The sequence below is a fragment of the Streptomyces sp. UW30 genome (genome assembly GCF_008042075.1).
Taxonomy (GTDB): Bacteria; Actinomycetota; Actinomycetes; order Streptomycetales; family Streptomycetaceae; genus Streptomyces.
In genome coordinates this window covers 536,431-550,393 of record NZ_RDBN01000021.1, presented here as the reverse complement: position 1 = coordinate 550,393, position 13,963 = coordinate 536,431, and the positions used below count along the sequence as shown (strand labels likewise).

The window sequence follows — 13,963 nt, the reverse complement described above, 5'->3', positions numbered from 1 at the left end:
TCACCTTCCTCCGGCGCCGAGCCGGGGCTCGGCACTGCGGCGCGCCTGGTTCTGCCTGCGGGCCTGCAACTGCTGACGGACCAGTTCGAGGCTGCGGACAACGGCCCCCACCTCGTCGTGATAGCGGGGGTACAGCACGGTCTTGAGGTCGCCGTCGGCCAGCTTCTCGGCGCCGCTCGCGAGGGCGCGAAGCGGCCGGACCACGACCAGGTGGATCCAGCCCAGGCAGACCACGATCAGGGCGAGCCCGAGCATCCCGGCGAGCACGCTGCGGTCCTCGCGCTCGTACGGGGCGATCTCGAAGTGCTTGGCGTTCTGCCAGCTGACCACGGTCCAGCCGACGTCGGCCGCGACACCACCGCCGGAGAAGGGCGCGGCGGCGGCGACGGTGACGGAGCGACCCTCGCGGATCAGCAGCCCGTTCTCCACGGGGCCCGCGCCGACCTTGACGCCGCCGGCCCGCACGAGGTCGGTGAGCGACTGGCGCGGCAGGTCCTCGAAGGCGAGGAAGCCGTCGCTGGCGGCGATGGTCCTGGTCTTGGCGTCGACCACGCGGACCTCGCCGAGACCGGGCCGGGCCAGCAGCGAGTTCAGGAACTCGACCCGGATCTCGCCGACCAGGGTCAGGCCCTTCTCGTCCGGTACGGCGGCCGCGGCCTGGATCACCGGCTTCTTGCCGCCCTCGCCCGCCACCCGGATGAGCGAGGCGTCCTTGGCTCCCTCGTCCTCAGCCCACTCGGCGCTCGGCTCCTCCCCGGCGCGGGCGACGACGTCGCCGCCCTTGTCGACGACGTACAGGGAGCCGTAGCGCGTGTGCTTGCGCAGGGCGTCGTCGAGCACACCCGTGGTGGCGTCGGGGTCGTCCACGTCGATCAGCCGGGTGATGGAGACGAGGTCGGCCTGGGCCTCGTTGAGGGCCCTGCGGACCCGGTCGGCGACAAGGTCGGTGCGGTCGCGCTGGTCGCTGACCATGCTGCTCGGCACGCTCACGGAGGCGTCCGTGCGGTTCAGCAGCAGCCCGACCGGCACGCACCACAGCAACAGCAGGACGGCGGTCAGCGCCAGCGGCACCCGCAGTCCGAGCCGTCCCCTGCGGCCGACGCCGACGCCGTCGCCGGAGCCGGGCTCGGCCGCCCCGCCGGACAGCTGCACCCGCAGCCGCTCCAGGGCGGCACCGACGCGTGCGGTCTCGCCCCAGCGGGGCACCTCGACGGGGCGGGTCAGATCGCCGCGGGCCAGCCGGCGGGACTCCAGGAAGAGCCCCAGCAGGGGCCGCTGCACGGCCACCCACAGCAGGGCCGCCGCCACCAGCCCGAACAGCACCAGGATGCCGGCCGCGACCAGCCCGTACAGCTCGCGTTCCTGCCCGACGGCGTGCTCCTGCACCACGGGCAGCATGGCCACGACCGTCAGTCCGAGGCCCGCGCCGACGCTCCCCCGCTGCGCGGGGTCGGCGGAGGCGAGGGAGGCGTATCCGGCGGTGGCGATACGGCCGTTGTAGGAGTCGCCGAGCAGGGTTCCGCTGACGCCCGGGTAGCCGCGGGAGCCGGGCTCCCGTGCGCTGACGGGGTCCTCCTCGGTCTCCTTGGCCGACCGATCGGACAGCCGGCTCATCTGCTTCTGCAGGAAGTTGAGCTCGCTGCGCTCCGCGTCCGAGTTGAGCGCCTCGGCCTGCTCGAAGCCGGCCGTGGCGAGGACCTCGCCGCCGCGGGCCACGACCGCCATCGCGCGGAAGGGGCCCAGGTTGATGGCGGGCACGGAGAGGCTGTTGGAAGCGATCAGCAGCTGCTGCGGACGGTCCTTCCAGTCGAGGAGGGCCATCGTCATCAGCCGGACGTCGCCGGTCTTCAGGCGCACCATGCGGGGCGTCAGGGCGTTCTCGCCGGTCAGGACGTCCTTGTCCAGCCAGGCAAGGGGAATCGTTTCACCCCGCGCGGCGAGCACCTTGCCGCTCTCCAGGTCCAGCACCGTGGTGCCGGTCCACTTCTGGTACGTGTTGCTCAGGTCCGACAGCACCCGCTCCGGGTCCGCCGGCTTGCCCGCGTTCAGCGCGGCCGCGGTGCGGTCCAGGTCGGTGACCCGCTCGTCGATCGACGCGCGTAGGGCGATCGCGCCGTCCTCGGCGAAGTGCTGCTGCGAGCCCAGCACCGCCTTCGGTACGACCGGGTCGCCGGCCGGGCCCAGCACCTTGGCGGTCAGCCCGGCCAGGGCGAGGATCAGCAGGCACAGCAGCGCGATGGGCGGTCGTATACCGCCCAGGAGCGGCATGTCCGCGCGTCTGCGCATGCGGCGCCGCCCGCCCCGTGCGGGACGCCGTGCACCTCGGGTTGAAGTCACCGGTGGTTTCCTTCGCCTCTTCACTACTCAGGCGCTCGCAGGAGCCACCGCTGACGCGGGCATGAGACGCCGTCCCTTTAAAAGACTGTTAACTCGCGCCGGGGTTGGGTCCCGGGACGCAACAGCTGCGTGTGTCGCTCGTCACGTTCCGAGAGAGAGCTGCTCAAGGCCGTCTCCGCCCGGGGCGCCCCGGTTGTAGAGGAAGCCGCGGGTGCGGTCGGCCGCCAGCTGGTAGCGGGCGAGCCGGTCCTCGGACAGTTCGCCCGGGTGGTCGAGCACTTCCTGCACGTCCACCATCCGGTGATCCGCGACCGCGCCCTCGGGCGCCTTCTCGCCTTCCTCCAGCTCCGGCGGGATGTCGACCAGCGTGGTGCGGTAGCGGGCACTGACGTCCCAGCCGTCGGTCGTCTCCTTGAACTCGAACCAGCCGATCGCGCCCTCCTCGGTGAGGCCGCTCGGCGAGGAGTGACGGGCCACCTGGTTGCCGAGGCTGTAGGCGACCCAGGTGCCGTTGAGCTTCTGGATGGGCTGCACCACGTGGGCGTGGTGCCCGATCACCAGGTTGATCCCGGTGTCCTTGGTGATCCGCTCCGCCAGCTGCAGCTGCGGGACGCTCGGCTCGTTGTAGTGCTCCAGGCCCCAGTGCAGCGAGAGGATCACCACCTCGGCGCCCTTCTTGCGGGCCGTCGCCTCGGCCTTCTTGATGGCGTCGAAGCCGATCCGGTTGAAGGCCCAACGCTCCTTCTCGGGCGTGGGGTTGAGGAAGGACTCCCAGGAGTAGGCGAGATGGGCGACCTTGACGCCGTTGACGTCCCGGATGTTGATCTGCTCTGCTTCCTCGGGCGTACGCGCGGAACCGGTGTGGCCGAGGCCCGCCTTGTCCATCGCGTCCAGGGTGCGCTTCACGGCCTTGAGACCGTGGTCGTAGGTGTGATTGGAGGCCGTCGAGCAGGTGTCGTACCCCACGTCCTTGAGCGTCGTGAGGATCTGCGGTGGAACCAGGAACTCCGGGTACCCCTCGAAGGGGCCCTTGGGTGAGCCGACGGGCGTCTCCATGTGACAGATGGCCAGATCGGCCTTGCTGATGACCGGCTTCACCCCGGCCATGAGTGGTCCGAAGTCCAGCCCGGCCTGCCCCTCACCGGTCTTCTTGGCATCCTTGGCCGCCTGTTCGACCAGCTCGGGGTGGATGAGCACATCACCCGCGGCGGCGACGGTGAACGAGCGCCCACCCGGCTTCACCTGCGATCCGGCCGACTCGGAGGTACAGGCGGCGACGAGGCCGGCCAGAGCCCCCAGAATCGCCAGTGAGCGACCTATACGGAGAGACTTACGAAATGTCACCGCGACATATTCACACGCGCCCCACAACCCAACCGGTCTCTCACGTCACAAGACAGTCACGTTTTGCTCGCATTCTTGCTCAAACGGTTTTGATCCTGGCCTTGGCCGGTTGTCATACGAGTTCGCCCGAAGCGTCGGAACATTCCGTTCCGCAGGCGCGCGAACTCGTGGACCTGCGCAGCCGGATCCTCACGTACACGGCCGACTTCGCACCCGAAGACCCGTACACCGCGCCCGGCGAGTCCCAACTCGACCAGCTGGCAGACGGCGTGGGGCACCTCCTGGACGGCGACGCGGCCGAGGCGGAGCGACAGCTGGCCCCCCTCGGCCTCGGCGTCACCCGCCTCACCGACACCGACTCGGGCCGGCGCTACGACGAGATCGCCGCCCTACGGCCGAACGGCGAGGCCGCACGCTGGGGCCGCCTCTACCTGACCGCGGACTCCGACCTGCGCTGGAACGTCCAGGTGCCGCACCCCGTGTCCGACCGCGACACCGAGGCACTGGGCATCCGGCTGCTGGAGAGCACCGCGTCGGGCTCCCTGGTCGTCGCCGGGGCGCATCGCGACGCCGGCCGATCGGACGCCGCGGACGTCGCCCACCGCGAGGACAGCGTCTTCCACACCATCGTCGTGGAACTCCAGAAGCGCGGGGTGCCCGGTCTCCAACTGCACGGCTTCGCCGAGTCGTCCGAGCGCCCCTACGAGGCCGTCGTCTCCGGCGGCTCCGCCCAGAGCACGTCCCGCGAGGCCTCGGCACTGGCCGACCGCCTGGAGGGGGACGGTCTGCGGGTCTGCCGGGGCTGGTCCGCGCGCTGCCCGCTGGAGGGCACCACGAACGTCCAGGGCAGGTCGGCCGAGCACCGGCACGCCCCGTTCCTGCACGTGGAACTGGCCCCCGACGCCCGCGACGACGGCCACGACGCCGACGAGACCGAGGAGGCCCTCGGCGACCTCCTGCAGACCTGGTCGAACGACTGAGGACCAGGCCTCCCCCCTCAGCAGCAGCCCGCCGCCCCCGGCAACGACCGCTTGTTCCGCGCCTCTTTGTTCCGCGCCGCCAGCAACTCGTCGGCGGGGTAGCCGACCTCTTCCAGCGTCAGCCCGTGCGGCCGTACGACATGCACGGCGGAGTCCCGGACACCGGCGGCCAGCACCTTGCCCGGCCAGTCGGCGGGCCGGTGCCCGTCCCCCACGAACAGCAGCGCCCCGATGAGCGAGCGCACCATGTTGTGGCAGAAGGCGTCGGCCCGCACAGTGGCGGTGACGATCCCGTCGTCCCCCCGCACCAGGCTCAGCTCCTGAAGCGTACGGATGGTGGTGGCACCCTCCCGCTTCTTGCAGTAGGCGGCGAAGTCGTGCTCCCCGAGCAGCCGTCGCGCCGCCTCGTTCATGGCGTCGACGTCAAGCGGCCAGTCGTGCCAGAGCACATGACCCCGCAGCAGCGGATCGACACCGCCGGGGTTGTCGGTGACGCGATAGGCGTACCGCCGCCAGATCGCCGAGAACCGCGCGTTGAACCCGCTGGGCGCCTCCCGCAGCGCCCACACCCTCACGTCCTTGGGCAGCCGCCCGGCAAGCCGCTTCAGCAGCTTCTCGTGATGCTCACGCCACACCTGCTCGGGCAGATCGACATGCGCGACCTGCCCCCGCGCATGCACCCCGGCGTCGGTGCGCCCGGCGACGGTCAGCTCGTACGTCGTCCCGCCCGACCGCGTGACGGTCCGCAGGGCATCCTCGATCTCCCCCTGCACGGTCCGCCGCCCACCGGCCTGCTTGGCCCACCCGGAGAACTCGGAACCGTCGTACGACAGATCAAGGCGAACACGGACGTACCCGGGTGCTACTTCATCACTCACGCACAGATCCTCTCAGCAACACAAGAGCGGGCCCGCTCCTCGAAAGGAACGGGCCCGCAATCGCCCTGAAGGGGCGCGGGGAACTGCGCGACCAGCCGCGACGGCGCCGCAGCCGCAAACCGAACAGCCCCCGGCAGACGCCTAGGCGTCCTTGGACTCCTCGGCGGCAGCCTCGTCGGCCTTGGTCGTGTCGACCTTGGCCTCGGCAACCTCGGCAACCTCGGCGTCCTTGGCGGCACGCTTGGTGGCAGCCTCGGCCTCGCCCGTGGCCTCCTGAGCGACCGTCAGCGCCTCGACCAGCTCGATGACAGCCATGGGCGCGTTGTCGCCACGGCGGTTACCGATCTTGGTGATACGGGTGTAGCCACCCGGACGGTTCTCGTAGCGCGGGCCGATCTCGGTGAAGAGCGTGTGCACGATGCTCTTGTCCGTGATGACCTGCAGCACCTGGCGGCGGTTGTGAAGGTCGCCCTTCTTCGCCTTGGTGACCAGACGCTCGGCGTAGGGCCGCAGACGGCGGGCCTTCGCCTCGGTGGTGGTGATACGGCCGTGCTCGAAGAGGCTCTTCGCCAGGTTCGCGAGGAGGAGCTTCTCGTGCGCGGCACCGCCGCCCAGACGGGCACCCTTGGTGGGCTTCGGCATTTCGTTTCTCCTGTGTGTCTGCCCCGGCCGTATCAGGTACCGAGGTCAGTATCCGAGCAGACGGTTGTCTGTCGGAGATCCGGGGTCCGCTCGCGCGAACCCCGGAGGTGGAGACCGATCAGTACTGCTCGGTCTCCACGAAACCCGCGTCCGCGTCGTCGTCGGCGCCGAAGGCGTCGGCAGCGGCCGTGGGGTCGAATCCGGGCGGGCTGTCCTTCAGGGCCAGGCCCATGCCGGCCAGCTTCGCCTTGACCTCGTCGATGGACTTCGCACCGAAGTTACGAATGTCGAGGAGGTCGGCCTCGGAGCGGGCGACGAGCTCACCCACGGAGTGGATGCCCTCACGCTTGAGGCAGTTGTACGACCGAACGGTGAGCTCCAGCTCCTCGATCGGCAGCGCCAGATCAGCGGCAAGGGCGGCGTCCGTGGGGGACGGGCCCATGTCGATGCCCTCGGCGTCGATGTTGAGCTCGCGGGCGAGCCCGAACAGCTCGACCAGCGTCTTACCGGCGGAGGCCATGGCGTCACGCGGACGCATCGCCTGCTTGGTCTCGACGTCGACGATCAGCTTGTCGAAGTCGGTGCGCTGCTCGACACGCGTGGCCTCGACCTTGTACGTGACCTTCAGCACCGGCGAGTAGATCGAGTCGACCGGGATGCGCCCGATCTCCTGACCGACCTGCTTGTTCTGAACGGCGGAGACGTAGCCGCGACCGCGCTCGACGGTCAGCTCCATCTCCAGCTTGCCCTTGCCGTTGAGCGTGGCGAGGACCAGGTCGGGGTTGTGCACCTCGACACCGGCCGGCGGCGCGATGTCGGCGGCGGTGACCAGACCCGGGCCCTGCTTGCGCAGGTACATCACGACCGGCTCGTCGTGCTCCGAGGAGACGACCAGCTGCTTGATGTTGAGGATCAGGTCGGTGACGTCCTCCTTGACGCCCGGCACGGTGGTGAACTCGTGCAGCACGCCGTCGATACGGATGGACGTGACCGCCGCACCCGGAATCGAGGAGAGGAGGGTCCGGCGCAGGGAGTTGCCGAGGGTGTAACCGAAGCCCGGCTCCAGCGGCTCGATCACGAACCGGGAGCGGAACTCGTCGACGACCTCTTCGGTCAACGAGGGACGCTGAGCGATCAGCATGTGTGGATCAGATCCTTCTTTCGTGGACGCCCGCTATTTGACGTCCGACGGAACCGTCCCCGGCAAAAGGGACGGGTACTGCAAGGGTACGGGCGGCACGACCCGAAGGAGCCGTACCGCCCGGAACCAAGCCTGCGTGAAGCAGCCGTGCGTCAGACGCGACGACGCTTCGGCGGACGGCAGCCGTTGTGCGGGGTCGGGGTGACGTCCTGGATGGAGCCGACCTCGAGACCGGTCGCCTGAAGCGAACGGATCGCGGTCTCACGACCGGAACCCGGACCCTTCACGAACACGTCGACCTTGCGCATGCCGTGCTCCTGGGCGCGGCGGGCAGCCGACTCGGCAGCCATCTGCGCGGCGAACGGCGTGGACTTCCGGGAACCCTTGAAGCCGACGTGGCCGGCGGAGGCCCAGGAGATCACGTTGCCGGACGGGTCCGTGATGGAGACGATCGTGTTGTTGAACGTGCTCTTGATGTGCGCGTGGCCGTGAGCGACGTTCTTCTTTTCCTTGCGGCGCACCTTCTTGGCAGCGCCCTGACGACCCTTGGGGGGCATCTGTACTCCTACGGGAGGTGGTCGGTCCTACAGCGAAGACCGCTGGACGGCGAAGTCCGCTGTGGACTACTTCTTGCCCGGCTTCTTCTTGCCGGCGATGGCGCGACGCGGGCCCTTGCGGGTACGAGCGTTCGTGCTGGTGCGCTGACCGCGGACGGGCAGGCCGCGACGGTGACGAAGACCCTGGTAGCAGCCGATCTCCACCTTGCGGCGGATGTCGGCCTGGATCTCACGACGGAGGTCACCCTCGGTCTTGATGTTGTTGTCGACGTACTCGCGGATCGCGACGAGCTGCTCTTCGCTCAGGTCACGAACACGGGTGTTCGGGTCGATACCCGTCTCCGCCAGCGTCAGCTGCGAAAGAGTCCGGCCGATGCCGAACACGTAGGTGAGGGCAACCTCCACGCGCTTTTCGCGCGGGATGTCAACACCGGAAACGCGTGCCATTCAATGGCTCCAGTTGTCGTTCGGAGGTCTTCCGCAGAACCGGATCCCAGCCGCCGTATCAGGTACGAACTGGGTCCCCGGCCTCCGAGCCGGGGGTGTCGGGCGATGGCTCACCCGGGTTCTGCGTATGAACATATTTACTTGCGTCGCGCGAATCTCTGCGATGGATGCAGAGGGATCGGTCGTGCGTCAGCCCTGGCGCTGCTTGTGGCGCGGGTTCTCGCAGATGACCATGACCCGACCGTGACGGCGGATCACCCTGCACTTGTCGCAGATCTTCTTGACGCTCGGCTTGACCTTCATGGGATTGAGGTTCTCCGGGTCAGTGCCACCACCCCGCCGAAGCGGAGTGCGGGCAAGATCTACTTGTAGCGGTAGACGATCCGGCCACGCGTCAGGTCGTACGGAGACAACTCCACCACGACCCGGTCGTCAGGGAGGATGCGGATGTAGTGCATACGCATCTTGCCGCTGATGTGTGCCAGGACCTGGTGGCCGTTCTGGAGCTCGACCTTGAACATGGCGTTCGGCAGAGACTCGACGACAGTGCCCTCGATCTCGATGGCACCTTGCTTCTTGGCCACGCTTCGCCCTTCGGAATCGACTACCTTGATCGACCCCTGCACTTTCCCTTGCGGGGTGCATGCGGACATGCGAGTGCACGAGAGCCGACGAGTCAGTCTACGTCAGCGCCCCCGGAAAGACGAATCGGGGAAGTCTGCCCTGACAGACAGATCATTAAGCGCCAGGCCTGCGGAAGGCGCTCAGGCCAGCGGATCCGGCGCGGCGACGATCCCGAACTCGGCCAGCTTGGCCTTGCCCGCGTCGGGAGCGGTCAGCACCAGCGGACCCTCCTCCGTGAGCGCGACGGAGTGCTCCCAGTGGGAGGACCAGGTGCCGTCGGTGGTGATGACCGTCCAGTCGTCCGAGAGGACCTCGGTCTTCGGGGTGCCCAGGGACACCATCGGCTCGATCGCCAGGCAGAACCCGGGGACCAGCTTCGGCCCCTTCCCCCGCCGGCGCTCCACGTAGTTCAGCAGGTGCGGGTCCATGTGCATCTCGGTGCCGATGCCGTGGCCGCCGTAGTCCTCGATGATTCCGTAGCGGCCACCACCGGGCTTCGGCTGCCGGCGGATGTACGTCTCGATGGCACGGGAGACGTCGACGAGACGGTTCCCCTGCTTCATCGCCGCGATGCCCGCCCACATCGACTCCTCGGTCACCCGGGAGAGCTCGACCAGCTCCGGAGCGTGACCGGAGCCCACGAAGGCGGTGTAGGCGGCGTCGCCGTGCCAGCCGTCGATGATGGCACCGCAGTCGATGGAGATGATGTCGCCGTCCTTGAGGACGACGTCCTCGGACGGGATGCCGTGGACGACGACGTCGTTCACGGACGTGCAGATCGTCGCGGGGAAGCCGCCGTAGCCGAGGAAGTTCGACTTGGCGCCGTGCTCGGCGAGCACCTTGCGGGCGACCTCGTCCAGATCCTTGGTGCTGGCCCCGGGCACCGCGACCTCGCGCGTGGCCGCATGAATGGCGGCGACGACCAGCCCCGCCTCACGCATCTTGGCGATCTGCRCGGGGCTCTTGATCTGCACCATGGGGACGGGGGCCTTTCCTGCGCCGAATAAAGGGGACTGCATCAACGATAAGGGCGGAGCCGGGGCGCCCCACCCCACGCAGCAGCCGCGGCCCCCTCAGTGGGAACCGCGGCCTGAGCTACGTACGAGCTGAGAACGCTCCTACTCGCCGTCCTCGTCACGCTTGAGCGCCTCCATGGCGCGCGCCGTGACCTCTTCGACCTTGCCGAGCGCGGAGATGGTGACCACCAGTCCCTGCGTCTTGTAGTAGTCGATGATCGGCTCGGTCTGCGTGTGGTAGACCTCGAGCCGCTTGCGGACGGTCTCCTCCGAGTCGTCGTCCCGCTGGTACAGCTCGCCGCCGCAGGCGTCGCAGACGCCTGCGTTCTTCGGCTGGCTGTACGTGACGTGGAAGACGTGGCTGGAGTCCTTGCGGCAGATCCGCCGACCGGCGATCCGCTTGACGACCTCTTCCTCGGGGACCTCGAGGTCCAGCACCGCGTCGAGCTTCATGCTCTCGGACTGGAGCATCTCGTCGAGCGCCTCGGCCTGGGACACATTGCGCGGGAAGCCGTCCAGCAGGAAGCCGTTCTCGGCGTCCGGCTTCTCCATGCGGTCCTTGGCCATCCCGATGGTGACCTCGTCCGGCACCAGGTTGCCCGCGTCCATGTAGGACTTCGCGAGTTTCCCGAGCTCCGTCTGCTGGCTGATGTTGGCGCGGAACAGGTCGCCCGTGGAGATGTGCGGGATCGACAGGTTCTTGGCGAGGAACGCAGCCTGCGTTCCCTTACCGGCGCCCGGCGGCCCGACGAGGACGATACGCATCAGCGGAGGAACCCTTCGTAATTGCGCTGCTGGAGCTGGCTCTCGATCTGCTTCACCGTTTCGAGACCGACACCCACGATGATCAGGATGCTGGTACCACCGAACGGGAAGTTCTGGTTTGCCCCGAAACCAGCCAACGCCATCGTCGGCACGAGAGCGATCAGACCCAAGTACAGCGAGCCCGGCCAGGTGATCCGGTTGAGCACGTACGAAAGGTACTCAGCGGTCGGTCGGCCAGCCCGGATGCCCGGGATGAAGCCACCATACTTCTTCATGTTGTCCGCGACTTCCTCGGGGTTGAACGAGATGGCCACGTAGAAGAACGCGAAGAACACAATCAGGAAGAAATAGAGGGTGACGTGCACGGGTGCCCCCGTGTCCGCCAGGTTCTTTGTGATCCAGGTCGCCCATCCGGACTGACTGGAGTTGGAGAACTGCACGATCAGCGCCGGAATGTAGAGCAGCGAAGACGCGAAGATGACGGGAATCACACCCGCCTGGTTCACCTTGAGCGGGATGTAAGTCGACGTACCGCCGTAGGAACGGCGGCCGATCATTCGCTTCGCGTACTGCACCGGAATTCGACGCTGCGCCTGCTCGACGAAGACCACGAGGCCCACCATGACCAGGCCCACGGCGATGACGGTGCCGAACTCGATCCAGCCGCCGGCCAGGTCGCCCTGCTGCTTGATGGCCCACAGCGCGGACGGGAAGGTCGCGGCGATCGAGATGAACATCAGGATCGACATGCCGTTGCCGATGCCGCGGTCGGTGATGAGCTCACCGAGCCACATGACGACGGCCGTACCGGCGGTCATGGTGACGACCATGGTGATGGTCGTGAAGATCGACTGGTCGGGGACGARCTGGCCGGCGACCGGGCAGCCCTGGAAGAGCGCGCCGCTGCGGGCGGTGGCGACCAGGCCGGTGCCCTGGAGGATGGCGAGGGCCACGGTCAGATAGCGGGTGTACTGCGTGATCTTCGCCGTACCCGACTGGCCCTCTTTCTTGAGGGCTTCCAGACGCGGGATCACAACGGTGAGCAACTGAAGGATGATGCTCGCCGTGATGTACGGCATGATGCCCAGCGCGAAGATCGTGATTTGAAGCAGTGCGCCGCCGCTGAACATGTTGACCAGGCCGAACAAGCCCGTGTTGGTGCTGGCCTGGTCGATACAGGCCTGGACGGCCGTGTAGTCGACGCCCGGGATCGGAACGTGTGTACCGACCCGGTACACGACGATGATGCCGAGCGTGAAGAGCAGCTTCTTGCGCAGGTCGGGCGTCTTGAACGCCCGGGCGAACGCGGTGAGCACGGTGCCTCCTGCGACCCCCGCGCTACTGCGTCAAGGGTGACGGTCTTGAGGTTCGACTAATAGGAACGACTTAGCTAACGGTCAGCTGCCGCTCAGAGTGCCCCACAAGAAGCACTCCGTAAAAGTGGGCAGTGCAGGCCACCTTACCCGCGGGACTGCCCCCCTTGGAACGACCAACCGGGGATACCCCATTTGTGGGGTATCCCCGGTCGGGATCGTTCAAGTCATCGAGACGTCCGATGTGTTCAGACGAGCTCGGTGACGGTGCCGCCGGCGGCGGTGATCTTCTCCTTGGCGGAGCCGGAAACGGCGTCAACCGTCACCTGCAGCGCCACGGAGATCTCGCCCTGGCCGAGGACCTTGACGAGGCTGTTCTTGCGAACGGCACCCTTGGCCACCAGACCCTCGACGGTGACTTCGCCACCCTCGGGGTAGAGCGCGGCCAGCTTGTCGAGGTTCACGACCTGGAACTCGGTCTTGAACGGGTTCTTGAAGCCCTTCAGCTTCGGAAGACGCATGTGGAGGGGCATCTGGCCACCCTCGAAGCGCTCCGGAACCTGGTAACGGGCCTTCGTACCCTTGGTACCACGACCAGCCGTCTTACCCTTCGACGCCTCACCACGACCGACACGGGTCTTGGCGGTCTTGGCGCCCGGGGCGGGACGGAGGTTGTGGATCTTGAGCGGGTTCTGCTCCGCCATGATCAGTCGACCTCCTCGACCGTCACGAGGTGGCGGACGGTGTGCACCATGCCGCGGAACTCGGGACGATCCTCCTTGACGACCTGCGTGTTGATCCCCTTGAGACCAAGGGAACGCAGGGTGTCACGGTGGTTCTGCTTGCTGCCGATGTACGACTTCGTCTGCGTGATCTTGAGCTGCGCCATTACGCACCAGCCCCGGCACGCGCACGCAGCAGAGCCGCGGGAGCGACGTCCTCGAGCGGCAGACCGCGGCGGGCCGCGACCTCCTCGGGACGCTGCAGGCCCTTGAGGGCCGCCACGGTCGCGTGCACGATGTTGATCGCGTTGTCGGAGCCGAGCGACTTCGACAGGATGTCGTGGATACCGGCGCACTCGAGCACGGCACGCACCGGACCACCGGCGATAACACCGGTACCGGGCGACGCGGGCTTGAGCAGCACGACGCCGGCAGCCTTCTCACCCTGGATCGGGTGCGGGATGGTGCCCTGGATACGGGGGACCTTGAAGAAGTGCTTCTTGGCCTCCTCAACACCCTTGGCGATGGCGGCCGGCACCTCCTTGGCCTTGCCGTAACCGACACCCACGGTGCCGTCACCATCGCCCACCACGACCAGCGCGGTGAAGCTGAAGCGACGACCACCCTTCACAACCTTGGCGACACGGTTGATCGCGACAACGCGCTCAACGTAAGCGGTCTTCTCGGCGGCAGCTGCGCCGCCGTCACGGCCCTTCCGGTCCCGCCGCTCGCCGCCACCGGCACCGCCACCGCGGCGCTGGGGTCCAGCCATTGGAATTACCTCTCTCTGTTTCCGCTAGCTACGGAACCGACTAGAACTTCAGGCCGGCTTCGCGGGCGGCGTCCGCCAGGGCGGCGATGCGCCCGGCGTACTGGTTGCCACCACGGTCGAATACGACAGCCTCGACGCCGGCGGCCTTGGCGCGCTCGGCGACCAGGGCTCCGACCTGCTTGGCCTGAGTGGACTTGTCGCCCTCGCCACCGCGGATCGAGGTGTCCAGGGTGGACGCCGACGCCAGGGTGTGACCCTTGATGTCGTCGATCACCTGGGCCACGATGTGGCGGTTCGAGCGGGTAACGACCAGACGCGGACGCTCCGCCGTTCCGTTGATGTGCTTACGGATCCGGATGTGGCGGCGCTTGATCGCGGCGCGCTTGTAGGCGTCGCCCTTGAGGATCTTCTGTCCGTATGCCATG

General features: G+C 67.8%; 17 protein-coding genes. 1 reads left to right on the top strand and 16 read right to left on the bottom strand.

Annotation, left to right across the window (positions count from 1 at the left end; genetic code table 11):
- Both EAO75_RS13020 and EAO75_RS13015 read right to left on the bottom strand, forming a co-directional pair.
- On the bottom strand, positions 1–2,268 hold the full coding sequence (locus EAO75_RS13020; RefSeq protein ID WP_147995275.1) for a HAMP domain-containing protein: 2,268 nt from the start codon (positions 2,266–2,268) through the stop codon (positions 1–3).
- Between the two features lie 210 nt (positions 2,269–2,478).
- Positions 2,479–3,681: a CapA family protein gene (locus EAO75_RS13015; RefSeq protein WP_261989256.1), complete on the bottom strand. Its 1,203-nt coding sequence runs from the start codon at positions 3,679–3,681 to the stop codon at positions 2,479–2,481.
- Positions 3,682–3,848: 167 nt separating this feature from the next.
- On the opposite strand from EAO75_RS13015, the gene EAO75_RS13010 reads away from it, so the two are divergent.
- The gene (locus EAO75_RS13010; RefSeq protein WP_261989255.1) at positions 3,849–4,661 is read left to right on the top strand and encodes a hypothetical protein; all 813 of its coding nucleotides are present in this window, start codon (positions 3,849–3,851) and stop codon (positions 4,659–4,661) included.
- Between the two features lie 17 nt (positions 4,662–4,678).
- On the opposite strand, the gene truA is transcribed toward EAO75_RS13010, so the two are convergent.
- The 14 genes from truA to rplR all read right to left on the bottom strand — a co-directional run bounded on the left by truA (position 4,679) and on the right by rplR (position 13,962).
- Positions 4,679–5,539, bottom strand: a complete 861-nt coding sequence (truA, locus tag EAO75_RS13005) for a tRNA pseudouridine(38-40) synthase TruA (RefSeq protein ID WP_147995170.1) — start codon at positions 5,537–5,539, stop codon at positions 4,679–4,681.
- A 141-nt stretch (positions 5,540–5,680) separates the two neighbouring features.
- Entirely contained in the window at positions 5,681–6,181 is a 501-nt protein-coding gene (rplQ, locus tag EAO75_RS13000) for a 50S ribosomal protein L17 (protein WP_147995169.1), read from the bottom strand.
- 118 nt (positions 6,182–6,299) lie between these two features.
- Complete coding sequence (locus tag EAO75_RS12995) at positions 6,300–7,322, bottom strand: DNA-directed RNA polymerase subunit alpha (protein WP_003966937.1); 1,023 nt, start codon at positions 7,320–7,322, stop codon at positions 6,300–6,302.
- Positions 7,323–7,474: 152 nt separating this feature from the next.
- The gene (gene rpsK, locus EAO75_RS12990) at positions 7,475–7,879 is read right to left on the bottom strand and encodes a 30S ribosomal protein S11 (protein ID WP_003956432.1); all 405 of its coding nucleotides are present in this window, start codon (positions 7,877–7,879) and stop codon (positions 7,475–7,477) included.
- Between the two features lie 66 nt (positions 7,880–7,945).
- Positions 7,946–8,326, bottom strand: a complete 381-nt coding sequence (gene rpsM / locus EAO75_RS12985) for a 30S ribosomal protein S13 (protein ID WP_037680379.1) — start codon at positions 8,324–8,326, stop codon at positions 7,946–7,948.
- Positions 8,327–8,515: 189 nt separating this feature from the next.
- A complete protein-coding gene (gene rpmJ, locus EAO75_RS12980; RefSeq protein WP_003998809.1) occupies positions 8,516–8,629 on the bottom strand; it encodes a 50S ribosomal protein L36 in 114 nt (37 codons plus the stop codon).
- A gap of 59 nt (positions 8,630–8,688) precedes the next feature.
- Positions 8,689–8,910 (bottom strand): translation initiation factor IF-1, encoded by a 222-nt coding sequence (infA, locus tag EAO75_RS12975; protein WP_003948620.1) that lies wholly within the window; start codon positions 8,908–8,910, stop codon positions 8,689–8,691.
- Between the two features lie 180 nt (positions 8,911–9,090).
- Positions 9,091–9,927, bottom strand: a complete 837-nt coding sequence (gene map / locus EAO75_RS12970; RefSeq protein ID WP_147995168.1) for a type I methionyl aminopeptidase — start codon at positions 9,925–9,927, stop codon at positions 9,091–9,093.
- 141 nt (positions 9,928–10,068) lie between these two features.
- Positions 10,069–10,731 carry an adenylate kinase gene (locus EAO75_RS12965; RefSeq protein WP_147995167.1) on the bottom strand — a complete coding sequence of 221 codons (663 nt, stop codon included), beginning with the start codon at positions 10,729–10,731 and terminating at the stop codon, positions 10,069–10,071.
- Positions 10,731–12,047, bottom strand: coding sequence for a preprotein translocase subunit SecY (gene secY / locus EAO75_RS12960; RefSeq protein WP_147995166.1), 1,317 nt, complete (start codon positions 12,045–12,047; stop codon positions 10,731–10,733). The genes EAO75_RS12965 and secY overlap by 1 nt, the downstream gene beginning before the upstream one ends.
- A gap of 245 nt (positions 12,048–12,292) precedes the next feature.
- Positions 12,293–12,748 carry a 50S ribosomal protein L15 gene (gene rplO, locus EAO75_RS12955; protein WP_023547373.1) on the bottom strand — a complete coding sequence of 152 codons (456 nt, stop codon included), beginning with the start codon at positions 12,746–12,748 and terminating at the stop codon, positions 12,293–12,295.
- A gap of 2 nt (positions 12,749–12,750) precedes the next feature.
- On the bottom strand, positions 12,751–12,933 hold the full coding sequence (gene rpmD, locus EAO75_RS12950; protein WP_005481207.1) for a 50S ribosomal protein L30: 183 nt from the start codon (positions 12,931–12,933) through the stop codon (positions 12,751–12,753).
- On the bottom strand, positions 12,933–13,538 hold the full coding sequence (gene rpsE, locus EAO75_RS12945) for a 30S ribosomal protein S5 (RefSeq protein WP_007494753.1): 606 nt from the start codon (positions 13,536–13,538) through the stop codon (positions 12,933–12,935). Before rpsE ends, rpmD begins: the two co-directional genes overlap by 1 nt.
- A 40-nt stretch (positions 13,539–13,578) precedes the next feature.
- On the bottom strand, positions 13,579–13,962 hold the full coding sequence (gene rplR / locus EAO75_RS12940; RefSeq protein WP_147995165.1) for a 50S ribosomal protein L18: 384 nt from the start codon (positions 13,960–13,962) through the stop codon (positions 13,579–13,581).
- Between the last annotated feature and the right edge of the window lies 1 nt (position 13,963).